Source organism: Microcoleus sp. SVA1B4, assembly GCF_036700545.1.
In the GTDB taxonomy this organism is placed as follows: Bacteria; Cyanobacteriota; Cyanobacteriia; order Cyanobacteriales; family Microcoleaceae; genus Microcoleus.
Genome location: NZ_JAUBPB010000008.1, coordinates 25,663 through 49,353, shown reverse-complemented (window position 1 = coordinate 49,353; position 23,691 = coordinate 25,663). Strand labels below are relative to the sequence as shown.

The 23,691-nt window shown below is 45.8% G+C and carries 20 protein-coding genes; 13 read left to right on the top strand and 7 right to left on the bottom strand.

Annotation, left to right across the window (positions count from 1 at the left end; all coding sequences use genetic code 11):
• Nucleotides 1–6 precede the first annotated feature (6 nt).
• The 3 genes from QT987_RS06105 to QT987_RS06095 all read left to right on the top strand — a co-directional run bounded on the left by QT987_RS06105 (nucleotide 7) and on the right by QT987_RS06095 (nucleotide 9,082).
• Nucleotides 7–567 carry an REP-associated tyrosine transposase gene (locus QT987_RS06105; RefSeq protein WP_333238202.1) on the top strand — a complete coding sequence of 187 codons (561 nt, stop codon included), beginning with the start codon at nucleotides 7–9 and terminating at the stop codon, nucleotides 565–567.
• A gap of 325 nt (nucleotides 568–892) precedes the next feature.
• Nucleotides 893–7,759: a CHAT domain-containing protein gene (locus QT987_RS06100; protein ID WP_445299591.1), complete on the top strand. Its 6,867-nt coding sequence runs from the start codon at nucleotides 893–895 to the stop codon at nucleotides 7,757–7,759.
• Nucleotides 7,760–8,074: 315 nt separating this feature from the next.
• Nucleotides 8,075–9,082 carry a tellurite resistance TerB family protein gene (locus QT987_RS06095; protein ID WP_333238197.1) on the top strand — a complete coding sequence of 336 codons (1,008 nt, stop codon included), beginning with the start codon at nucleotides 8,075–8,077 and terminating at the stop codon, nucleotides 9,080–9,082.
• 286 nt (nucleotides 9,083–9,368) lie between these two features.
• Here QT987_RS06095 and QT987_RS06090 read toward each other — a convergent pair whose 3' ends face one another.
• The 3 genes from QT987_RS06090 to QT987_RS06080 form a co-directional block, all read right to left on the bottom strand.
• Nucleotides 9,369–9,935 carry an RNA-binding protein gene (locus tag QT987_RS06090; RefSeq protein WP_333234133.1) on the bottom strand — a complete coding sequence of 189 codons (567 nt, stop codon included), beginning with the start codon at nucleotides 9,933–9,935 and terminating at the stop codon, nucleotides 9,369–9,371.
• Nucleotides 9,936–10,921: 986 nt separating this feature from the next.
• Entirely contained in the window at nucleotides 10,922–11,065 is a 144-nt protein-coding gene (locus QT987_RS06085) for a hypothetical protein (protein ID WP_333238194.1), read from the bottom strand.
• A 22-nt stretch (nucleotides 11,066–11,087) separates the two neighbouring features.
• On the bottom strand, nucleotides 11,088–13,658 hold the full coding sequence (locus tag QT987_RS06080) for a zinc metalloprotease HtpX (protein ID WP_333238192.1): 2,571 nt from the start codon (nucleotides 13,656–13,658) through the stop codon (nucleotides 11,088–11,090).
• A gap of 306 nt (nucleotides 13,659–13,964) precedes the next feature.
• On the opposite strand from QT987_RS06080, the gene QT987_RS06075 reads away from it, so the two are divergent.
• From QT987_RS06075 to QT987_RS06065, 3 genes are all read left to right on the top strand, one after another.
• Nucleotides 13,965–14,195: a DUF433 domain-containing protein gene (locus QT987_RS06075; protein ID WP_333206072.1), complete on the top strand. Its 231-nt coding sequence runs from the start codon at nucleotides 13,965–13,967 to the stop codon at nucleotides 14,193–14,195.
• Between the two features lie 139 nt (nucleotides 14,196–14,334).
• The gene (locus tag QT987_RS06070; RefSeq protein ID WP_333238190.1) at nucleotides 14,335–14,685 is read left to right on the top strand and encodes a hypothetical protein; all 351 of its coding nucleotides are present in this window, start codon (nucleotides 14,335–14,337) and stop codon (nucleotides 14,683–14,685) included.
• A complete protein-coding gene (locus tag QT987_RS06065) occupies nucleotides 14,682–15,095 on the top strand; it encodes a PIN domain-containing protein (RefSeq protein WP_333238188.1) in 414 nt (137 codons plus the stop codon). The genes QT987_RS06070 and QT987_RS06065 overlap by 4 nt, the downstream gene beginning before the upstream one ends.
• 109 nt (nucleotides 15,096–15,204) lie before the next feature.
• Here QT987_RS06065 and QT987_RS06060 read toward each other — a convergent pair whose 3' ends face one another.
• The 3 genes from QT987_RS06060 to QT987_RS06050 form a co-directional block, all read right to left on the bottom strand.
• Complete coding sequence (locus QT987_RS06060) at nucleotides 15,205–15,660, bottom strand: hypothetical protein (RefSeq protein ID WP_333238186.1); 456 nt, start codon at nucleotides 15,658–15,660, stop codon at nucleotides 15,205–15,207.
• Nucleotides 15,660–15,884: a hypothetical protein gene (locus tag QT987_RS06055; RefSeq protein ID WP_333026237.1), complete on the bottom strand. Its 225-nt coding sequence runs from the start codon at nucleotides 15,882–15,884 to the stop codon at nucleotides 15,660–15,662. Before QT987_RS06055 ends, QT987_RS06060 begins: the two co-directional genes overlap by 1 nt.
• Nucleotides 15,885–16,262: 378 nt before the next feature.
• Complete coding sequence (locus QT987_RS06050; protein WP_333238184.1) at nucleotides 16,263–16,532, bottom strand: hypothetical protein; 270 nt, start codon at nucleotides 16,530–16,532, stop codon at nucleotides 16,263–16,265.
• 419 nt (nucleotides 16,533–16,951) lie between these two features.
• On the opposite strand from QT987_RS06050, the gene QT987_RS06045 reads away from it, so the two are divergent.
• Nucleotides 16,952–17,122, top strand: a complete 171-nt coding sequence (locus QT987_RS06045) for a hypothetical protein (RefSeq protein ID WP_333238182.1) — start codon at nucleotides 16,952–16,954, stop codon at nucleotides 17,120–17,122.
• Nucleotides 17,123–17,154: 32 nt separating this feature from the next.
• Nucleotides 17,155–17,304 (top strand): hypothetical protein, encoded by a 150-nt coding sequence (locus tag QT987_RS06040; protein ID WP_333238180.1) that lies wholly within the window; start codon nucleotides 17,155–17,157, stop codon nucleotides 17,302–17,304.
• A gap of 262 nt (nucleotides 17,305–17,566) precedes the next feature.
• Here QT987_RS06040 and prfC read toward each other — a convergent pair whose 3' ends face one another.
• Nucleotides 17,567–19,195 carry a peptide chain release factor 3 gene (gene prfC / locus QT987_RS06035; protein WP_333238178.1) on the bottom strand — a complete coding sequence of 543 codons (1,629 nt, stop codon included), beginning with the start codon at nucleotides 19,193–19,195 and terminating at the stop codon, nucleotides 17,567–17,569.
• Nucleotides 19,196–19,294: 99 nt separating this feature from the next.
• Between prfC and QT987_RS06030 the strand changes: the two genes are divergently transcribed.
• From QT987_RS06030 to QT987_RS06010, 5 genes are all read left to right on the top strand, one after another.
• Complete coding sequence (locus tag QT987_RS06030; RefSeq protein ID WP_333058248.1) at nucleotides 19,295–19,639, top strand: DUF4870 domain-containing protein; 345 nt, start codon at nucleotides 19,295–19,297, stop codon at nucleotides 19,637–19,639.
• Nucleotides 19,640–20,217: 578 nt separating this feature from the next.
• Nucleotides 20,218–20,439: a hypothetical protein gene (locus QT987_RS06025; protein ID WP_333238176.1), complete on the top strand. Its 222-nt coding sequence runs from the start codon at nucleotides 20,218–20,220 to the stop codon at nucleotides 20,437–20,439.
• 50 nt (nucleotides 20,440–20,489) lie between these two features.
• Nucleotides 20,490–20,660, top strand: coding sequence for a hypothetical protein (locus tag QT987_RS06020; protein ID WP_333238174.1), 171 nt, complete (start codon nucleotides 20,490–20,492; stop codon nucleotides 20,658–20,660).
• A 610-nt stretch (nucleotides 20,661–21,270) separates the two neighbouring features.
• Entirely contained in the window at nucleotides 21,271–22,743 is a 1,473-nt protein-coding gene (locus tag QT987_RS06015) for a SulP family inorganic anion transporter (RefSeq protein ID WP_333238171.1), read from the top strand.
• A gap of 23 nt (nucleotides 22,744–22,766) precedes the next feature.
• Entirely contained in the window at nucleotides 22,767–23,651 is an 885-nt protein-coding gene (locus QT987_RS06010; RefSeq protein WP_333238169.1) for a universal stress protein, read from the top strand.
• Nucleotides 23,652–23,691 lie beyond the last annotated feature (40 nt).

Sequence of the window (23,691 nt, the reverse complement as noted above, 5' to 3'; positions counted from 1 at the left end):
AAAAATATGAAATACAATCCCCATATCCATCATCGCCGTTCTATTCGTCTACCAGGATATGATTATAGCCAACCAGGTGCATATTTTGTGACAATTTGTATCTGGCAACGTCAGTGTTTATTAGGTGACATAGAACAAGGGAATATGCTATTAAGCCGTTACGGTGAAGTGGTTAACTTTAATTGGTTTAACCTCAAGACAGTATATCCTCATGTTGAATTAGATTCTTTTGTTATTATGCCGAATCATATTCATGGAATTATCCTTATAAAAAATCAGGATCAACGTCACGGCTTATCGGAAATTGTGAGAGGCTTGAAAACATTTTCTTCCAGTCGGATAAATCAACTGCGTCATGTTTCAGGAATCTATGTATGGCAAAGGGGTTATTATGAACATATTATTCGCGATGAGACAACGTTTGCAAAAATTCAGGAATATATTATCAACAATCCGTATAAGTGGGAAACCGATGAAATGCACCCATCTAAAAAATTTTACAATTCCAATAAAGTTAATATTAAATTAGATAACAAAAATGTATTGTCAATGAATTTACGTTCCTGAAAATGTAGGGGCGGGTTCGCCAGAATTTTACTCACCCACAAATAATCTTTATAAACCCGCCCCCACCCAACCAATAACCCGAAATAACATCAATTTAATGGTTAAATTCAATGAATTATTAATATTTGGGTGGGGTGGGGGCGGGTTTTTAATATCCGTCGTTGGGTGTCATATTTTTCGGTGAACCCGCCCCTACAGGATTGTGATATTATATTTATTGGTTGATGAATTTATGAGCATCATAACATCTACTAACAACACCATGAAATCAACACCCAAAAAATCCCGTTTTTTCCTCACCTTCCTCTCATTCACCACCTTAGCAATGTGGGAAATAGGACTTTTCGGCCCATCCCAAACAGCCACAGCCCAAATTACCCCCGCAACCGACGGAACCAATACTCAAATTACTCCCAGCGGCAACCAATTCAACATCAACGGCGGCCAACAATCCGGCGACGGTGCAAATCTCTTTCACAGTTTCCAAGAATTTGGTTTAACTCAAGGGCAAACTGCCAATTTTATATCAAATCCTAATATCCGCAATATTTTAGGGCGAGTTGTCGGCGGCGATGCTTCGCTAATTAACGGATTAATTCAAATAACGGGCGGCAATTCCAATTTATTTTTAATGAATCCGGCGGGGATTGTTTTCGGAACAAATGCCAGTTTGAACGTGCCTGCTGCTTTCACTGCGACTACTGCGACGGGCATCGGTTTTGGCAATAATTGGTTTAGTGCGGGTGGTACTAATAATTATATTCAATTAGTCGGAAGTCCTAATAGTTTTGCTTTTACAAATACGCAACCGGGAGGAATTGTCAATTTAGGCAATTTGGCAGTGGGACAAGGGCAAAATTTAACTTTATTGGGCGGCACGGTTTTGAGTACGGGACAACTTTCTGCACCGGGGGGAAATATTATTGTGGCGGCGGTTCCCGGCGAGAGTTTAGTCAGAATTAGTCAACCGGGAAATCTGTTGAGTTTGGAGATTCAGCCGCAATCTGTAGCGGGCAGTTTGCCTCAAAATTGGGTGTTGCCAGTTGCATCTTTGCCGCAGTTGTTGACTGGTGGCGGGGGAAGTGCAACGGGGGTGACAGTCAACGCTGGAGGGCAAATAGAATTAACAGGTTCTGGTTTGCAGGTAGAGAATGGAGATGTCGCTGCTAAAGAAGTAACTGCGGAGACTGCAACGCTGTCAGCTAATCGCAATTTGACATTAGTTGAAAGTCTGTTGCGTACAACTGGCGATTTAAATTTGCTGGCTAACGATACAGTGCGGGTGCGCGATAGTGTGGCAAATCCGTTTGTGGCTAATGCTGGCGGAAATCTCTACATTCAGGGAAATCAAAGTATCGATCTTTTGGCGCTAAATCATCTTTCGCAAACGCCATTTGTCAGTGGCGGAAATCTGACTTTAGTGAGTGATGGCATCATATCTACAGATGCTCACTTTAGAAGTGGCAGTAACACATCGATTGTTGATTTATCTGGTCAACCTGCAAATTTTATTAGTCTGTACGATCCAATTTTTACGCAGCCTGATGACTATACTTCTGGGGGTTACACGGGTGCATCTCTCAAGGTAGATACAACTTCGGGTACAGGAAACATTACTTTTACTGGAGATATCAATATTACGAGTGCCGATGCAACTTATGCTGGTGCTTCTCCGGGTACAGATGAATTTATTTTGGGTACTTCGCAAGCGGTAATTTTGCGATCGGGTGGCGACATTAAAGTTGGAATTATTGGCTATTCAGGACCAAGCAATACCCAAGGACCTGTAATTATGCAAGCTGCCGGTAACATTCAAACAGGAAGAATTTCGACAATAGGTATGGGAGGTAATACTGGTTATATATCTTTGAATGCAGGGGGAAATATTTCAACTGAAACGCTTAGCACTCAAGTTGATACTGGTGATAACAGTGGCGCTGATATTACTGTGAATGCAGGTGGCAGCTTTACTTTTACTGGAGGAAATGATGTTTGGAGGGATGGTATACTTACTGGCGGCGCTAGTGGAAGCGGTAATATTATCATTCAAGCGAAAAACGATATCACGATCGGCTGTAATTCTGGCTCTTATTGTTTAAGAAGTTCTAAACCTGAACTCAATAGCCCAATAGGTACTAGAAAGAGCGGTAACGTTACTATCATCAGCGAACAGGGTTCTATTATTTTCCAGGGTTCCTCCTCTATACATACGAGTGACTTTCTCGGCATTCCTGGTTCTATAAATTTACAAGCAAAGGGTAATATTACTTTAAATACGATATTATCATTAAATTATGGCCCTGCACAATCTGATGGTGGAAATATCACTATCACTAGCCTAAATGGCAATATTGAGATTGGAAACATCGAGAGTTCTTCAAACAACGGTAATAAAGGTGGCAATATTACTATGTCTACCAGTGGAAATATTAAAATAGGTGATGTATTAAACTCTGGTAGATTGCAAGGTGGGAGTATGAATTTTACTAGCACTAATGGCAGCATCACTACAGGCATATTAAACTCAACTGGCTCTCAGGTAGGACCCGGGACAATTTTGATTAACGTCAACTCGGAAAATGGAGGCTCGATTATCTTAAATGCAGCTCGCGATATTACCACAGGCAACCTCTATGTTGAGGCGAAGCAAAACGGTGGCCCGATCGCACTTACGAGTAATGCAGGTTCCATAAATACCGGAACGCTCAATGTCACGGGCGCGAGCGCTGCTGGCAATATTACCATTCAAGCCAACACCGGCATCACAACACCGACAACAGGAACCGCGATCGCGGGTACTTCTAGTAACGGCAACGGTAGCAACGTTACTTTATCTACTGTCAGCGGTGACATTAATATAGGTGGCGTGTCAGTATCGGGAATCCAGGGCGGAAATCTTAACTTTACTAACAGCAACGGTACAATTAACATCGGAACGATCGATGTCACGGGCGCGAGCGCTGCTGGCAATATTACCATTCAAGCCAGCACCGGCATCACAACACCGACAACAGGAACCGCGATCGCGGGTACTTCTAGTAAGGGCAACGGTAGCAATGTTACTTTATCTACTGCCAGCGGTGACATTAATATAGGCGATGTATTAGTATCGGGGATACAGGGTGGAAGTCTGAAATTTACTAATAGTAATGGCAATATCAATACAGGTCAGCTATTGACAAGTTATGACGGTTCATCTCCCGATCTTAAAACTAATATAGGCGGCAATGTTAATCTCAATGCTGCGGGAAATATTACTACCAGCGCCATCCGGGCGATCGGCAATCAAGACGGCGGCTCAATAACCTTCAAAAGCGGCGGGGCGATCGACACTACGACAGGAATCATCAATGCGATCGGCGGCAACAACGGCGGCAATATTTCCCTCGAAGCCGCAACCAACATCAGTACGGCAGGAATTGGTAGCGCCCTATTATTAAGCGGGTTCAATGCCAATAGTGGCAATCTTCGCATTCAAAGCGGCGGTAATATCGACACAACAGCAGGCCCAATTATTACCGCTGCGGCAAATGGTAAGGGCGGAGGAATCACCATAAATGCTGGCGGAACAGTTTCGACATCTGATATTAATTCCCGTACTTTCGCTCCCAGTATTACTGTGACTGGTGGCAATATTGATGTCAAGGCAAATGACTCTATTACTGCTAAGGGAAATATCGAAACCAACCGCAATAACATTACTTTTAACGCTCCGGTAACATTAGGTGATAACCTGTCGGTAAAAATTTTAGAAACTGGCGATATTACTTTTCAGTCTACAGTTGACGGGCCTTACAGTCTGACTGTTCAACCCGATGCGGGCAGTGTTGATTTTGGCGATGCTGTGGGCAGTGTCTCTCCCCTCACCAGCGTCAATATTCAAGATGATATCCCCGAAAGTTCCGGTGCAATTAACATTATTACTACGAATAATATTACCGCCAAAAATATTACCTCACCCGCCGGAATTTCTTTGTTTAGTGAGAACGGAGAAATCACCACTAAAAATCTTGATGCGACTTCTCCTAACAATGGCGGCAATATCGCTTTGAATGCTGGAACTAATATTGCTGCGGGCGATATCAATACCTCGTCTGCTGGTGATGGCGGCAGTATCTTGCTCGACGCTACCGGAAGTATTAATGTTGGTAAAATTGACTCTTCGGCGCAGGGGAATGCAGGGAATGTTACGGCTTATAACCGCAGCACTTCTGGCAATATTACTGTGAGTCAAATTGATGCTCAGAGTCAGGGCAGCGGTATCGGTGGAAATGTGGAGATTCTGATGGGAATGTTTTTTCGATCGCTAAATTCGTTCACAGACAGAAACGGCATCAATGCTAGCATTTCTACCGCTGGAAGTCCTGGAGATAGCAGCGGCGGTACTATAATTATCCGCCACGGAGGCGCAGGATTAACGCCGTTTATTGTCGGTGATTCTGCCACAAATGGAACGGCGGGTGCAATTACTAGGGGAAATTCTAATCCTATTCAAACAATTTTGCGGGATAACTCCTATCTTTATACTCACAGACAGGATGTCGATCGCATTCAAATTATCTCCGTGCCGCCGCCAATAGTTGCACCGACACCCGCAGCTACTCCAACGCCGGCAGCTACTCCAACACCCGCACCCACACCAGCAGCTACTCCAACGCCTGCACCCACACCAGCAGCTACTCCCACGCCCGCGCCCGCACCAGCAGCTACTCCCACGCCCGCGCCCGCACCAGCAGCTACTCCAACACCCGCACCCACAGCCACAGCTACTCCAACACCCGCACCCACAGCCGCAGCTACTCCAGCGCCTTCCCCAACACCGACTCCAGCGCCCGTAAGCACACCCTCACCGCAACTCCCACCGCGTTTACCCGTCGCGCCTTCGGCAACACCCGAAAGCTCGATCGCACCTGCCCCAACACCCGAAAGCTCGATCGCACCTTTTCCAATTTCCCAAATATTTATCGCACCTGCCCCAATTCCCGAAAGCTCGATCGCACCTTCGGCAACACCCGATCCGATACCTGGTTTTCCCATCGACTTCCGACTACCTGAATTGCCCGGTTCATTCGTACTGCCACCCCGCGCGCGCCCCACACAGCCCTCGACGCCCACAACCCCAAACGCTGCTGCCCGCATAGCTTCTACACCTACCCTTCCCTCGGTTTCCCAAATCCTCTCCTCCCTCGCTTCTCAACCTGCGATCGCCTCCCAACCTCCAAACGCGCCAAATCCCGCGCCCGCAGCCCCTCTTGCCCCTGTAACCCAGCCTGTAACTCAGATTCAGCCAGCACCTGCAAGTGCGATCGTACCTGCGCCTACAAGTGCGATCGTACCCGCGCCCGCTGTCAGCCCAAGCCAAACTCCCCAACAGGAGTTAGCTTTTTTAATTGGCGATTTATTGGGAGCACAAACCTCGATCGACCAAAATACTGAAACGGGAAATACCGAATTAGATTGGAAGCGTAACAACGAAACAATTATCTCCCTAGAACTTCCTTACTCCCCGTCAGTTAACACGATTGCGGGAGCCGAAGCAAATAACCTGATTTCTACACAGACATCTACTGACAATTTAACTGTTTCAGTCGCAGAAACTCCGCCGGAAATAATTGTGCAAACTCCTAGTTTACCGATTGCTAATTCTGAACCCTTTGATGTCAATCTTTCTGATCTTTGGGAGAGAATAGCTGCAATAAATACAGCGCCAGTTCAAGATTCACCGAGTATTACTCCAGCGCCCGCACCAATTCCCGCACCAACTCCAATTCCCGCACCAACTCCAATTCCCGCACCAATTCCCGCCCCCGCACCAATTCCCGAACCAACTCCCACTCCCCCTCCGATCGCAGAAAATCCCCCACCTGCAGATATTCCAAATCTCTTTCCCTCACAAATTAGCCGATCGCTCGTCGAACAAACTTTAGACCAAGGCAATGCTAACGATGCTGTTGCTCTAATTGACCAACTCTTTGAACAAGACTACGAAAATTATTATGGGGAAAACTTTACCGATAAAAAAATCAACGTTCAATATCTGAGAGAAACTCTGAAAACAATTAAGGAGGAAACCGGGAAGCAAGCTGTAATTGTTTACGCGATCGTCCGTCTCGAAGAATTATCCCTAGTGTTAGTAGTTCCAGACGGCCCTCCGATTCTCAAAAATATTCCTGTCTCTAACGCAGTTTTGCTGGGAAAAGTGGCAGAATTTCATCGCTATTTGGGTCAATCGAATAATTCGCAAAGTGAAGAATATTTGCCCATTTCTCAGCAACTTTACCAGTGGTTAATTGCGCCGATTAGTTCAAATTTAGAAGCATTAAATATAGATACGCTAGTGTTTTCGTTCGATGCCGGTTTGCGCCAACTGCCGCTAGCAGCTTTGCACGACGGCAAGCAATTTCTGGTAGAAAAGTACAGTGTAGGCTCACTTCCTAGTGTCAGCTTGACTAACACCAATTATCAAAGTTTGCAAAACGCTCAAGTTTTAGCGATGGGTGCTTCCCAATTTCCCCACACTGATAAACCTGCTTTGCCTGCGGTGCCGATCGAATTATCTGCGATCGCCGGGAGGAGAACAGAAACGCAAAATCAAGCAGCATTTCCCTTGTGGCAAGGCCGCTCTTTTCTCAATCAAGACTTTACCCTGGAAAACCTGAGAAAACAGCGAGAACAACAGGCATTTGGAATCGTTCACTTAGCTACTCACGCCAGTTTTCCTCAAAGGGAAAATGGAAGAAAAGAAGCTGAGATTGATTTGTGGGACAGCTCTTTGGCGCTAGATGAATTTAGGTTGGCGAAGTGGTACAATCGCAGACAAGTCGAGTTATTAGTGCTGAGTGCGTGCGAAACTGCGATCGGTGACAGTACAGCAGCAGAAATGGGTTTTGCTGGACTGGCCGTCCGCAGCGGTGTAAAATCAGCTTTGGCGAGTTTGTGGAAAGTTAATGATATCGGCACTTTAGCCCTGATGACCGAGTTTTATGGCAATTTGCGATCGGCCCCAATTAAAGCTGAAGCGCTCAGAAAAGCTCAACTGGCAATGATCCACAAACAAATTTTAATTAAAAACGGTCAATTGCGGGGGACTGAAGGCGCGATCGACATTAATCAAGCCACACAAGTAGCCAATGCAGATTTCTCTCACCCCAAGTTTTGGGCCGGATTCACAATAATTGGCAGTCCCTGGTAATAGGCGATATCTGTAGGGAAACGGCACAGCGCCGTGTCGGGTGCGATATCTGTAGGGAAGCACTACGCCGTGTCCGGCGTCCAGAGTATCCCTGACAATCAAGCATCCAGGATACCCGCCACGTGATTCATCCGTCCAGAAATAAAAAACCTGTACCCGATGAAACTTGCCCCCCGAATTTATCTCGCGCAAGTCAATGCTTCAATTCTAAAATCTAAAATCTAAAATCTAAAATCTAAAATCGATTGACTACTATCTTTTTATGTCATAAATTTGCTATGAATAGCAAAACTAAACACTAGCGGGGCAAAACCTGTGGGCAAGTTTGATAAAATATTCAATTCAGAAGACCAATCCGAAGCAAGCTTAACTTTAGAAGAATCCGTAGCAGCGGTAGCATTTGTGGCAGCGGAGGCAAATTCCCCTGATACGGATGCTGATATCTTAGAAAGCATACTTTGGGAATCAGAAATATTTGCTGAATACTCGGAAGATGATATGTCAGCAATGTTTCAAAGACTCGCCGGTATTGTTGCCCAGGACGGTTTAGGAGCATTATTTAATACTGCAGGGGCATCTATGCCAGATGAGTTAGTGTTGGATACTTTTGCCATAACCGCAGCAATGTTTGTCGCAGATGGCGAAATATCTCAGAAGCACCAGGCTTTTCTTCAGGAATTCCAGCAAGCATTAGGTGTGGAAGATGAGGAAGCTGCAGAAATTATTGAGGATGTAATTGCTGCTTACTCGGAAGTAGAGGGCGAAGAGTCTGATTTCGATGCGGCATGGTACGTATCTCCTGAAGGCAATTTTAGCGTTCCCATTCCAGTTGACGAGGAACGAGGCGGTAAAATTGATGAGCAAGAAAGCTGTGTCGCATTTTCTGACGACTTTGGCGTTTTGCTGAAAATTGATTATTTCCCTGTTGCTGGTGAAGTGGAAGAAACAATCGAGTCGGTTGGCGAGGAAGGTTATCTCAAGTCTTTTCTCGACAATTTTGTTTCTCAGGCAATTCTTGCTAATGTTGCCAATTCTAAGTTACTCCACGCAGAATATTTAGAAGATGAAGAAGCTTATTTCGTGGTTTTAGATTTGCCTGCGGGTGCAACTATCAGCGTGCAAGAAAACGATCGCCCTCTGACTCGGTTGGATGCTTACCGGGGACTTATGGCTTTTATTGCTGACGATTTTTGCTACACCGTAAGCTGTCAGCGAATTTATCAGGAGGGGGATGAATTGGGTTCCCTGGAGTCTGAAGTTGAGGGAATTATGAACAAGATTTTTGAGTTTATTGAGACAATCGAATTCGGGCCGATCGAATAAAGAGGACTTATACCTTTTTCGATTAAAGAATTGGGACTGGTGCGATCGATTGACCGTAAGAACCCGGCCGGGGCGGGTTTTTGAGATTGTCAATTATTGGCGGGTATTGTTGGTGAACCCGCCCCTACCATATTAATGGTAATTGATAGGACATGATATTACAGGTTTTTTTGCAATAAAATAGTGCGATCGACAACAGGGTTATTTGACCCATTCTCGATCGCACTTCCAGATACATTCAGTCAACCACAGTCGGGAGACAGCAGCAATTAGCCGCCATTTGCGACTAATTAGTAGTCTGAGCTTCCACCAATCTTTGCTTGAGTTCTTCCAAAGCACTCGCCCAGCGCGGATCTGGCTGCACCGAGCCGGAATCAGGGCTCGACACAGTTGCTGCTGACTGATTGCGGCGAGACTTGTTGTTGTCACCCCGACGGCGATTGCTTTTGCTGGAACCGCCTCCACCTTGGCTAGGGGGAGCTGACGAGCGCTGCTGTTGCTGCGGCGCAGGCACAGGCATTGGAACAGACGCCGATGCCGACACCAACTGCGGTGACTGCGGCGACTGCTGTTGATCGTCTTCGCCCTTCTCAGATTTACCCTTAGAGCGGGGCAATGCCTTCTCTATTTTCAGCGGGTTTTCTTTGAACATCAAGCCGTTATATTTCTCAATAACTTGGTCGGCTTGTTCGTCGGTTAGCACCGTCACAAAACCAAATCCTCGGCATTTTCCAGTTTTGCGGTCTGTAATTACCTTGGTGGTAACAGATTCGCCCTCCGGTGCAAAAACTTCTTGCAATTCTTGGCGATCGAGTTCCTTGGGTAGATTGCCAACATAAAGACGAATAGACATGAAAAATTCCTCCCGACTTGGATTTTAATTAATTTGCTCGAACAGAATTACCTGAAGTCAACTGAATATTGACTTCAGGCAAACACCACATAACCGGAGAATTGGCGCATTCCTCCCACCAACCTTGACAGCTCCCCCCACCTTTTAGAACAAAAAGATGATTTACTCTGATAAGGCCGGAACTTAACCGCCGATGCAGAGAGCTTTTAAATCTCAGGTTGTTGTGTAAACTTTTAGTCATCACTCAAATGTTTAGGCTATTGGCTATTCTGTATTACTTGCTTCCGGTTTTGATTCAGAATGTTTATAGCCAGCGCCGTCTAGAAATTTATGTCCAAGGATGTCAATTGTAAGCGATCGGAATGCCAGTATTCAGTTTAATACAGTGATGGATAAAATGGCTAACATTTTTTCAGCCAGTAATCTTACCTCGATCCTAATCTCGCTCCTAATGCTGAGAACTACTCATTTACCCACTATCCCTTAAATCCGGCCCGGCAGAGTCCGAGCATTCTTTAAAGGTATCACAGCCTTGGTAACAGAGCTAGTTATTTAGGAAGATTTCAGTCTGTATTTAACGGAAACCACATCTGAATCACTTTTGAGAATTCATCCCGCACAGCAAAAATAGCGATCGAAAAAAAACAGCCGACAAGCGGCTGGCTGTACTTGCTGTGTTGGGATGTTGACAATTTTTACGCAATGCCTTAAGGGATTTTAGCCAACTGAAGTTATCGCGCTGTTTGATTCAATCCAATTTATGTAAACTAATGTAACAGACTGCGGGCAAAAAAGCAACTTTTCTTTACGAGGGAAGAGGCAAGAAGGAAGAAGACTGTAGGCATTAGTGTCAACTTAAGGCTGAAACCCCTGAGAAATCTCGCTTTTACCTAAGTCTAGATCCCCCTAAATCCCCCTTAAGAAGGGGGACTTTGAGGATATTTCTTGTCCCCCCCTTATTAAGGGGGGCTAGGGGGGATCGAGCCCTAATCGTCAAACAGCATACCGGTACTACGTTTGACGTTACGTTGACACCAATCAATAGTAGACAGCGCCACCAGCACCAAGAACATCGCCCCTCCGCTGTTTAACTCAAAACCGATCGAGGATGCGCGTGGTTGGCGACTCACGCCACAATCCGATCGCCATTCCTCACCTTGGCCCCTGGATAATAATGTATGCGCCCCAAAAAGCAGCAGCAAAGGCCAAAATCGCAGACCAAATCGGATGTCCGCTGTCACTAACCCTCCCTCCTTGACTGCGGAGACTTTCAAGGTCGATCGCCACAGTAGCACCCCGGCGCAGCCAACCAGTCGCCACAACAGATGTTCCGATCAAATCGCTAGGGCGAGTAGTCTCTTTGAACAAAAATGGCCACAAAGAGCCAATGTAGCCAAACCTCGAAACATAGTGCAACCTCACCAACCCTGTCGCCGTTTGCAAAATCAAATCTTGTCCTAGCCAATTACTCATACCCGATCGACCCAAAAGTTGCCCTTCCAGCCGCACGGGTTCAGCATCCAGCGGCAAACTCTCGGGATTTGACAAAATTTCCGGCAAACTCGGCGAAGCGGTTTCTCGCGGTATAATATCCGGGAAGAAATAATTGATCCGCATCAAAGTACCGATGCTAAATCCGATCGGCAAACAGCCCCAAATAATCGATCGATCGCCCCAAAGCCAATCCAACTGCCAGATACTCGTCCTCGAAAAAATCCAGCCAATCAGCCAAAGCACGCCGACTATCGCCAAACTCATCGGAATTCCAAAAAACGGCGCACCCTGTAAAAATAGTTTTGAGTCTTTAAATTCGACTATTGACTTAAACAGAGATAATTTTCCTTTGCGGGGTTGTTCTTGCACTCCCGCGTCTACCAAATCTAACTCTGTCTCCAGTTGCCAAAATTGAGCATAAAGAGCCAACAGCTTCAAACGCTCTCCCAGCAAAGGATGCGCGCTGTTAACCGTCAACCAGTTGCGCTCCCGATTGCTGACATCCCACAGCAAAATCTGTTCTAGTGGCGCGTGTAATGCAGCAGAACCAAGGCTTACAGCTTGTCCAACGCCTACAGGTAACAATAGATCGAAACTTTCCAGAAAAAAGCTAGTTTGTTTTTGCTGTTCGATATTATCAGCAATGCCGATCGCAATTTTAGCCAGTGCCCGCGTCAAACCGTTAGGATTGCCCGTAATTTCTGCAGCAGTACGATCGCTAAAATACACTCTGCGGCGCGACACCCACAACATCGGCCAGCGCAACAACTTATAAATCCCGTAACTAATAGCAGAAATTGCAGCCGCCACAAATTTGACAGCAGAACGCAAAAACTCGATCGTCATTAAATCACACAACCGCTCTTGCCAGTGCGCCACCTGCCAATAAATCAAGTAAGGAATCTGAATCACCAGCAGCGCCAGCGACATCGGCGCAAAATCCCAGTGAGAGATATGGCCCAACTCCCGCGCGAAAATAGCAGCAATTTCATCATCCGTCAACTGTTCCAACAGCCCCCGACTCACAGCAATCCGAGCAAAACGGGGCAAACCGCCGTAACTGAAAGCTACAGGAACATTCAGCGGCAAGAGTTTCAGCACCGGCGCCGGCATATTTTGCTTCGTACAATAACTTCGCAGTACCCGGCTAGCTTCCTTGCTGTGCTTCGATAAAACTGACCCGCGCAGAGTTTCGATGCCGCAAAACAGTTTCAGCAGCGCGTCTATCAGCCAGGGAGACGAGGCCAAAAGCAATCCAAAAACCATCTGAACAAACGGAGTTGGATCGCGGTAAAAAAGCTGAATCGGGGCGAAAATAGGCAGTCTAGTGAATATGTAAAGCTGAACTAATAGAGAATTAGTGTTTGTCAGCAGGAATTGCAGGACAAACCGGGCTAGGAAAAATAGGGCGATCGCACTTGCAACGGCTTGTATCCGAAACTCCAGCAACTTCAGCGGTTTGAGCGGGCGCGGGCTTTTCGCGCGCCCCGCTTCGCGCCAAGTTAGTTGGTAAGTATCTGGGCTGGCGACTCCGGGGATATCTGTTGGGGAACCGGAACTATTTTCGCTGCTAATTTCTGTATGGGGTGCGGTTTCGGTCGAGTTTTCCGGTTCTGAAGTCTGGCTTGTGGGGGGTGGAGGTGGCGGGGAAATCGGTTGCGATTTGGCGTTTTCAGGCTCTACAGCAGGCTCTAAAGGTAAAAATCCTGTTTTTTGATCTGCGGTCGGTCGTAGCGAAGCGGGGCGTAAGCCATCGCCCCCAAGCGATTTTTTCGCCGATTTAGTTCCGGCATCAAAGGCGACAAAGCCTGTTTCGGGGGGAGTTTCTGCGGATTTTGGTTTATTTTCCGGTGGTTTTGGGGGGCGAGGGGGGGTTAATTCTTTTAAAGCGCGATCGGCCCAAGTTTTGACTTGAGAGTTGGGACTTTTGGCGAGGGAAGAGCACAGGGCGATCGCCTCTTTGACATTACCCGTTGCTTTGTACGCAGCCACCAACCCCATCTGCGCGCGGATTCCCGACGGCTGATTAGCTGCGGTTTGGGTAACGGATTCTAAAAGGGCGATCGCGGTGGGGTAATCCTGCTGTTTCAAAGCTGCTAGCCCAGCCTCTAGAGACTGTTTTGCAGATGAATCCGCCGGATTTGGATTAGTGGGAGGTGCCATGACTGTGCTTTCGCTAGCGTCCTTTCTAAGATAGCTTGGCTGGTCGATCGATAACTGTTCTAACACAGCTCTATTTTGCTGTCATTAGTTGCAACTTTTGCCGCCAGGTACTTAAATAATTTCACTAAAATTATTTGTTTCTGAGATATTGCACAATCGCCACGATCCGACAGGGGTTTAAACCCCTGCCTCAAAGCTAAAGTCCTCTAAAAGAGGACTGAAGAATTATGCCAATTTGTGGTTAAATACTTCCTTGCTCTTTTAGTCTCGCGTTGCGCGGACTTTGTTTGACAAGAAGCGATTTCAATCGCCAGGTTTTAATCTCTATTTTTTGATGCTAAAATTGAAAACAGTAGCTAAAGGAAAAATGCCATGTCAGACCAAGACATCGCTAAGATAATTACTATCGAACCGGGTAAGCGAGGTGGTAAACCTTGTATTCGAGGTATGAGAATTACGGTTTATGACGTGTTGGAATATCTCGCTTCTGGGATGACTTATCAAGAAATCCTAGAGGATTTTCCCTATCTCACGCAACAGGATATTTTAGCTTGCTTGAGTTTCGCAGCTAAACGAGAACAGTTTATGTTAGTTGTTGGGTGATGAAACTACTAAAGAAACCGGGTTTTTGCCCGAATCTACGCATCACAACCAAGAATTATCGAAAAAACCCGGTTTCTGGCCACCCGCGCGTAAGCCCTAAATTTGCTAAAATAGACCCAGAAAATATCAAAATATAAATATGAACGAATCCCAAATACCGCAAATTCCTTGGCTGCCATTAAGCCGAGAAGCCCACAAACTATCAGTTACCGACAGATTAGCTCTAGTCAACGCGATTGTTGAGTCCATCAGACAGGAACTCAGACCCCGCCAACCTCTGCTGGATGATTTTGTGGAACCCGTGACTGGGCTTGCAAAAACTGATACACCAATCCCAACAGATGCCGAAGTTAAAATTAGATTGCGGCCCGATCGCAAAGGTGCGGCAAAGCGACTCAGAGGGCTAGCAAAAACCGATACGCCACCTCCAACAGATGCGGAAGTTGCAGTCATGTTAGAAGAGCGTTTGGTGGAGAAATACCTCAAATGAAGGTATTAATAGACACCAACATTATCCTCGATAGTTTGCTAGAACGAGAACCGTTTGTAGAAGAGGCTGATGCTTTATTTGAGGCGATCGAAAATGAGCAAATTGACGGATATGTAACAGCAACAACCTTAACAAATATCTTCTACATTGTCAGAAGGCAAACTCGCAGCCTCGATCGCGCTAGGCAAGCTATTGCTGAAACACTAGCCTTAATGAAAGTATCTGCCGTCGATCGCCACGTTTTGGAAATAGCATTTGCATCTAATTTAACCGATTTTGAAGATGCCGTGCAGTTAGCTTGTGCGCTGTCAGATAACTTGGAGGCGATCGTAACCCGCGATGCAGGAGATTTTGCTGGTGCCACCTTACCAATTCTATCACCTAAAGAGTTATTAAAACGTTTGGAATAAGATTAATAGGACTTACGCACTCCGACAAAGAAACCGGGTTTTTGGCCGAATCTGCGAATCACAACGCCTCTTCTCGTAAAAACCCGGTTTCTGGCCCCATGCGTAAGCCCTAAGACTTGATACCTGACGGCGCATAATTCTTGCCCTGTTCCGATTCCAGGTATTGCTTGTAAGCCACCTCATCGCCACCAAAAGAATCGATCGATACCTGTCGTTGCGGCATCGGTTTCAGAGGAGCATCGATCGGGCTATACCGACAGTAACACATCACAATTACGTCATACTCGCTCATCGGAGTTGGAATATCAGGCGTATATGTTTGCACCCGCACAACTTCCCAATCACTCACCCGATAATGAGTATTGTGCGCGTGCTCGTTTGGATCGTGTTCTGACTCCACCCGCACAAATTCTACAGGGCGATATCCCGGTTCAGGAATCGGTTCGTTAGAAGAGTCCCAGTTTTCTGCAATGATAAAAGTTAGAGCTTGGCTGTGTTGGAGTTTTCTCTGTCTCCAGCCTTCATCTTCACCTGACTCAGCTTGAAAAACAATGTATTTTTGCATTACTCTTCCTCCTTTTCTTCGAGATAGTTGGGAAATTCTGTTTTCCCTTTGAACACGCAATCAACTTCAAAAATGTACTTATTTTCGATTTCCTCAATGTCGATCAGTTTCCAGCCATACTTCTTTTGCATATCCCGGCATTTCTGCGGGTTGGTGGCGCTATGTCGAGAAATATCCCTATCTGAATCGTAGCGCAGCCACCTATTTGGATCGTTATTTGTCATTATTGATATAGCTCCTGTGTTGGCTCTACAACATTGGAGAAGTCGTCTTGGCTCGGTGTTTGCAGCACTGTGTCAAGGCGCATCTTTAGAGTTGATTTATTTTATGATAATGCCAAATCATGCTTTAATACCCTCTTTATTCCAAGGCTTTCACTGTTGTAGGATTGACGGACTCCAACCAAAGAAACCGGGTTTTTGGCCGAATCTGCGAATCACAACCAACTATTCTCGTAAAAACCCGGTTTCTAGCCACCCATGCGTCATTCCTCAAAGAAACCGGGTTTTTGGTCGAATCTGTGCCTCACAACGCAGTATTCAAGGGAAAAACCCGGTTTCTGGCCCCTGTGCGTAAGCCCTAAAAAAACTTAACCTTGCAGCTTACCGCCCAGATTTTCTCGGCGATATACCCTCAGCCCGCTTCCGACGGATCAGCACGCTCATCACCTGCTTCGGATTAGCGGCACGCTGTACGGGACTCCAATCGCCCACTTCTGCAAATCCCAGCCGGTACAAAGTGAGAATGGTTTCCCGGACACCTTTGGGCGAACCGACAACCGTTAACAGCACCACTTCCTGTTCCGATACTGCTGCTGAGTCGTCATTTGGGCATTGGGATTTGTTGTCGTCAGGCACGAATTCCTGTGACATAATATGTTCTCCTGGTTTTGGGTTTTCTAGAAAAACCCAAAAACCCAGCCGCCCCGCATTTCAACACATAGCAGGGCGGCTACAGAGGATGTTAAGATACTCCGTTAGCCTCCAGACTGCTAGTCCCAGTTTGGCGGTTATGCTGTCCATTGCTGTTACCAGCAGCTTTGGGCAGTGCAACTAGATTTTTGGGTGACGCGGGCTGCCTCCTCTACAAGCAAGCAACCTCTCACTTCAAAGCGTAGCCGCAGAGGGGGCCAGCCGTCAACCGATTTTAGATTTTAGATTGACTCCTTACCAGCGTCAGCGGCTGGAAACCAGTTACTTGGAGAGATTTGGCGATCGGGCTTCTGATTTTATTGTGGTGCCGGTAATTTAGAATAGTTATAATATTAAAAATTAATTCAAGAAGTGCCATAATGAAACGGCCAATAAAATCTCAACAACGTTCATTTCACGAAACCGCTACCCCAACAGAATGGTCAATAGCATTTCTGGAATGGATTAACAGTCATCGTACCCTCAACCTTCCTATTCTTTCAGATGAAGCGATTAGCCGAGAAAGCATTTATGAAGACAGAGGATGCTGATGCTTTATTTGAAGCGATCGAAAACCAGGAAAATGAGCTACACGCATTTGAATGAACTGCTGGAAACTTTAGATATTCTCAATGATACAGAATTTGTTACCAAACTGCGCCCAAGCATCAACCAAGCACGCCAAGGCGAAACTATTTCCTGGGAAAATGCCAAAGCCAAATTAGGGCTATGAATCACGAAGATTCAGGACACGGCGCCCTGTCCATTTGTATCAACTTAAGCTGCGAACGTACTCATAGACGGCTGCTTTTCTCCGAGGCCAGATCCCCCCTAGCCCCCCTTAATAAGGGACAAGATTCCGATTCCGATAAAAGTCCCCCTTCTTAAGGGGGATTTAGGGGGATCTGGCCTCAGTTATAAACGAGAGATAAAAAAGTTTTCAGGCGATTGTTGACACATATCAACTATTCCGCGTCCCTACAAACCAATCATTATCACTCCTCGCTAACAGCTAAACCAGAAACCACAGGGGCGCTCGCATTTAACTTCAAAACAGGGTGCTCCCCTTCCACCTGTCGGCAATTCCACTCATTTCTAAACAGCAAAACCGGCCTTCCCCAAGTATCTTTCACCGTCACCGTATTAAACAGCCGCCCAACTTTTTCCAGCGCCTCCCAACCGCCGTCAACCCAGCGAGCTACACTGTAAGGCAACATATCGATCGTCGTTTCCACATTATATTCCGACTGCATTCTGAACTGCACAACTTCAAATTGCAACTGTCCGACAGCAGCCAAAATTGGCTCGCGTTTCGCCTCATCAACCGAGTACATAATTTGCACTGCGCCTTCTTCCTGCAACTCAGAAACGCCTTTGCGGAACTGCTTAAACTTAGAAGGATTGGGATTTCTCAAAAAAGCAAAAAGTTCGGGAGAAAAACAGGGAATCCCTTCATATTCCAGTTTTTGCCCAGTGTAAATAGTATCCCCGATCGCAAATACTCCCGGATTGTTCAAACCGATCACATCCCCCGGATACGCAACCTCGATCGACTCACGATCCTGAGCAAATAACTTTTGAGGCCTTGACAAACGCACCGTTTTACCACTGCGAGCGTGAGTCACGTTCATGTCCTTTTCAAACTTGCCTGTACAAACCCGAATAAACGCCACGCGATCGCGATGTCTTGGGTCCATATTCGCTTGCAATTTGAACACAAACCCGGTAAAATCTTCATAAGTTGGCGGCAAGTCTCCGGCGCTGCTCTTGCGGGCGATCGGCTTCATAGCGTAATCTAAAAACGCATCTAAAAACAGTTCGACCCCAAAATTGCTCATCGCGCTGCCAAAGAAAACAGGCGTCATTTTTCCAGCCCGAACCAAGTCTAAATCGAGTTCAGTTCCTAACTCATCCAGCAGTTCTAACTCTTCTTTGAGCTGATAGTAAAGGTCTTGTTCCAACAAATCTTCAATGCGCGGATCGCCCAATTCGATGACAGTATCAACAGCAGCGCGAGAACCGTGTTTAGTCCGCTCGAATAGGTGAATCTTCTGCCCTCTGCGATCGAAAACACCTTTAAAGCGATCGCCCGTACCTATCGGCCAATTTACCGCATAAGTCTGCAACCCCAATTCCTTCTCAATTTCGTCCAACAAATCCAAAGGTTCTCTGCTAGGGCGATCGAGCTTATTAAAGAAAGTAAAAATAGGCAAACTTCGCAGCTTACAAACTTCAAATAACTTCCGAGTTTGCGGTTCCAAACCCTTAGCAGCATCCTCCAGCATCACTGCATTGTCAGCCGCCGCCAGAGTGCGATAAGTATCTTCACTAAAATCTTGGTGTCCCGGAGTATCGAGCAGATTAATGTGATATTTTTTATACTCAAACTGCAAAACAGTAGAAGTAATAGAAATTCCCCGCTGCTGTTCCATCGCCATCCAGTCAGAGGTAGCGTGTCGCTGAGCCCGCCGCGCTTTCACAGAACCTGCTTCGTGAATTGCACCTCCGTACAGCAGCAGCTTTTCTGTCAAAGTAGTTTTTCCCGCGTCAGGGTGCGAGATAATAGCAAAGTTGCGCCGGCGCTCAACAGCAGTTAGCAGTTCAGTTTCGAGTTCTGTTGTCATCACAAATTAGGTAGGGGAATCATCACCCGATCGCCATTATAGCCTGTGCTACAGTTGCTATTAAAGGTAAAATTATCAATAAAGTCAAGGAAAAGTAATATGTACGACTCTGACAAGCGGAAGCTGCTATCACTGGTGTGCCACGGGGCGATTTTTTTCAGCACGTTACTGTTCTCGATCGGAGCGCCGATCGCTGTATTGTTAGTATCAGATGACCCCGTTGTCAAAGAAAACGCCACAGAAGCCATCAATTTTCACCTTAATGTATGGCTGTACAGCGCCGTAATTGTGGCGTTAACTGTCGTCACTTTTGGTCTTGCTGGCTTTATCCTAGTGCCCCTAGGTTATCTGCTACACTGGGGACTGACAATAATGGCTATCCTCCACGTTTTGCAAACTCCTAACCAACCTTACCGCTACCCTTTTATTTTCCGAATAGTGTAGACAGAAAATCGCGCTTCACCATCGATTTCAACAACCCGATTTCTTTAAGCAGAAACCGGGTTTTTAATTGTTTTATAACTCACATTCGCTCCCCCAAACTGGCAAATACACTGCTTAATATTATGTCCCGTCGATTACCCCTAATACCGTAGGGGCGGGTGCACGAAAAATATCTGCCAATAATTGACAATCTCAAAAACCCGCCCTTTTAATCGCTCGCTCGGACATGATATAAGTGACAAAGAGGGTTGATTGTTGGCGACAAGATTCAGTAAAACAAATTAAAAGTTTGCGAAAGTAAGCATCATCCAGTTGGGGATTCCAGAAAATTGACCTAACATCATGAGTAAAATCTTCTTGATCCATAAAACTTCAAAAATCAGAGTACAATCAACTATTAATTATGGTGTTTTCGCCCTGTTGCAGGGCTGCTGTGAACGCTAAGTTGATATTCCATTGATGCCGTTTCCCACAATATACTAACGTCTTTAGGTTATTTCGCGTAACTCAGATGACGTTAAAACCATGACAAAATCCTTATAGTGCCCTATCTTGAGAGCCTAGAATCGCTAAAACGATTGGCTCATTCCATAGGCAATGCCGCTCTTGAAACGCAATACGGCAATGCCAGAATTAAGCTAACGATCGCAGGGCAATACTTAAGGTGGACACTGTTGAGCGATCGTCAGCAGGCTGATTCGGTTCGTTCTTGTAGGGATATAGTGACCCACGGCTTCAAGTATGGAAAACAGGACTCCAGCTATATTAATAGCACCTATGAGGCGATTCAACAAGTTTAGCCGTTGGTGTAAGAGCGTATCTTTAGGAAGCGCAAGTAATTAAGTTAACGATGCCATTGGATGTTCAATCCAACGAACCGCATAGCGATCGCCTGGTTGGAGCGCGGTTGACATTGATGGAAATGTTGGCGATCGCGCAGGAGCTGGATCAAGTGTTTCCTGGCTACGAAGAGGAAATATATATTTTTATTGCAAATTGTAGAGTCGTCGTGGTATGCTGACTTCAAACCATAAGTTCCCTTGTGGGTATTCATCGGTGAACAGATGCAAGTAATGCAGCAAAAAGCAATCTCTTCAGTAGCCCTAAGTATTGGGAATTGTCCACCCTAGCGTGGAACTAAAGTATTAATGTGACAAAAAGTTGTTGTCATCCAACAGTACAAAGCTTGGCGAGTAAATGCTGGTCTGAGTTGGATTAGTTTGTGTTGCAGTCAGTAAGTTCGCTAGGAAGTGTTTTCAAACTCTATATTTACCGCTCTGTTGGGAAGAAGAACCCCCCAGCCACCCTTAAAAAGGGGGGAGAATGAGTGTCAAAGCTCCACTAAAAAAGGGTGATTTAGGGGTATATCCGGGCTTGAAAACAGACTTTAATCCCTCAGAAACACTCAAGGAATGAGCTTGTAGAAAGGCTCCTTTATAACTTGAAACGAGTTATTGGTTTTCACCAATACATAGTGCGGTGCAGTCTTTATAGATTCTGAATTAAAGCGCCAGCAACAGCTTATTTTCTCCCGATCGTACTCGTTGATCTCACATCGCATGATGGGTGGGATCAAATGAAGTGCGTCAATAGCCTTGCCTTTTTTTCAGACAGCTACTTTAGGAGGAAACTTGAACGGAACAATTCTGAGGCGAGAGTGGTTTTTTAACACTCAGCGAGACATTATGGCAGGTGCAGTCGTGGGACTTGCCCTCATCCCGGAAGCGATCTCCTTTTCGATCATTGCCGGGGTCGATCCCAAAGTCGGGCTTTATGCCTCCTTTATTATTGCCGTCATGACAGCGTTTTTAGGCGGCAGACCAGGGTCAATCTCTGCAGCCACAGGAGCGATGGCTCTGCTGATGATTGATTTAGTCAAAGATCATGGCTTGCAGTATCTATTAGCGGCAACCTTGTTAACCGGGGTTTTTCAAGTTTTGTTTGGGGTGCTAAAACTGGGACGCCAAATGAGATTTGTACCTAGGGCGGTGATGATTGGCTATATCAATGCGCTGGCGGTGTTAATTTTCCTCGCCCAGTTGCCCCAACTGACGAATGTTCCGCCGGCAGTCTATGTGCTGACTGTCCTTTCCTTGGCAATTATTTACATTCTGCCTCGTTTTACCAAAGCAGTTCCCTCTCCCTTGGTGGCCCTAGCGGTGATGACGATCGCTGCGATCGCTCTCAAACTCGATGTTCCCACTGTCGGGGATATGGGAGAGTTACCGACTACCCTACCCTTATTTGCTCTACCCCAAGTCCCGTTAACTCTAGAGACACTAGAGATTATCTTGCCCTATTCCCTGACCTTGGCGATCGTTGGTTTATTGGCTTCGTTTCTCACCGCTTCACTGGTGGATGAACTCACAGATACCCCCAGCGATAAAAACCAAGAAGCCAAAGGACAAGGCATTGCCAATATCGTTACTGGCTTCTTTGGGGGTATGGCTGGGTGTGGAATGATTGGACAATCGGTGATTAATGTGCAGTCTGGCGGACGGGGGAGACTATCAACGCTGGCGGCTGGGGTTTTCCTGTTATTCGCGATTTTGTTTTTGCAAGATTGGGTCAAGCAAATGCCGATGGCGACATTAGTAGCCGTGATGATTATGGTGTCGATCGGTACCTTTCGCTGGTCATCCTTCAAAAATATTTCCCGCATCCCCCGCACAGAAACCGCCGTCATGTTAACGACGATGTTTGTGACAATTTTCACCCGTAATTTTGCCCTCGGCGTAGTGACAGGCATCGTCATGAGTACCGTATTCTTCTCTAACAAGATTGCCCAGTTGGTATTTGTGGATAAAGTGTTGAGTGACGATCGCTCCCATCGCATTTATAAGGTAGCTGGACAAATTTTCTTTTTATCGAGAGATGAATTTCTAGAGTCTTTTGATTTTACAGAACTGGTCGAGCGCGTCACCATTGATTTAACCTATGCTCACCTGTGGGATCAAGGTGCCGTGGAGGTACTGGATAAAGCGGTGCTTAAATTTCGCCGCAATGGAGTAGAAGTAGAACTCATCGGACTAAATGAAGCGAGTACGACATTGTTGAATAAATTGGCAATTTCTCAAAACGCCGATGCCATGAAAAATCAGTAGTATTCTTGCCTTCAATGCCTGAAATGTCAGAAGCTAAAACCCAAATGAAAACTATTTTACTCTGTACCGATGGTTCATCTTTTGCTGAAAACATTTATAGATATGCAGCTTGGTTTGCTATTCAACTAAATGCCCAAATTACAGTCTTGTCTGTCACCGATATTCGCAGCCAAAAAGTAGCGTCTACTGGCAACTTAAGCGGTACTATTGGACTTGGCGCTTCAGAACAATTACTTAACGAATTAGTGAATTTAGAACATGAAAAAGCCAAGCTGAACAATCAACGGGCAAGATTGATTTTACAAAATGCCGCCGAGGCTCTAAAAGCTGAAGGTCTAGAAAAGTTTGATTTAACTCATAAAACAGGATTCCTGGTGGATTGTTTTCATGAGTTTGAAGAAAATTCCGATTTGATTGTTTTAGGTAAACGCGGAGAAGCAGCCGATTTTGCTTCTGGACATTTAGGGGCAAATGTGGATCGAATTGTTCGCAGTAGTCATAAGCCTTGCTTAGTTACTTCCCGTGATTTTAAACCGATTGAGCGCATTTTAGTTGCCTATGATGGTAGTCTAACGGGAAAGAAGATACTGCAATTTTTAGTAGAGAATCCTTTCTTCAATACTTTGGAATTACATCTACTAAAAGTGACGAAAAATGACTCATATCAAAGGGCGAACGCTCGACTTAGTGAAGCAAAAGAAAGATTGCAAGAAGCAGGATTTGAGCCAGTCTGTAGCATCATAGAAGGTGAATCTGAAAAAGCGATCTCCAACTATATTACCCAGCACGATATCAGCCTTTTACTAATGGGCGCTTACGGACATAGCCGCATTCGCCATTTAGTAATTGGTAGTACCACTGCCCAACTGCTTAGAAGTAGCAATATTCCCGTATTGCTATTCCGTTAACTCGACGTAGATAAATTCAGCTTGATTTTTAAGAGAGGAA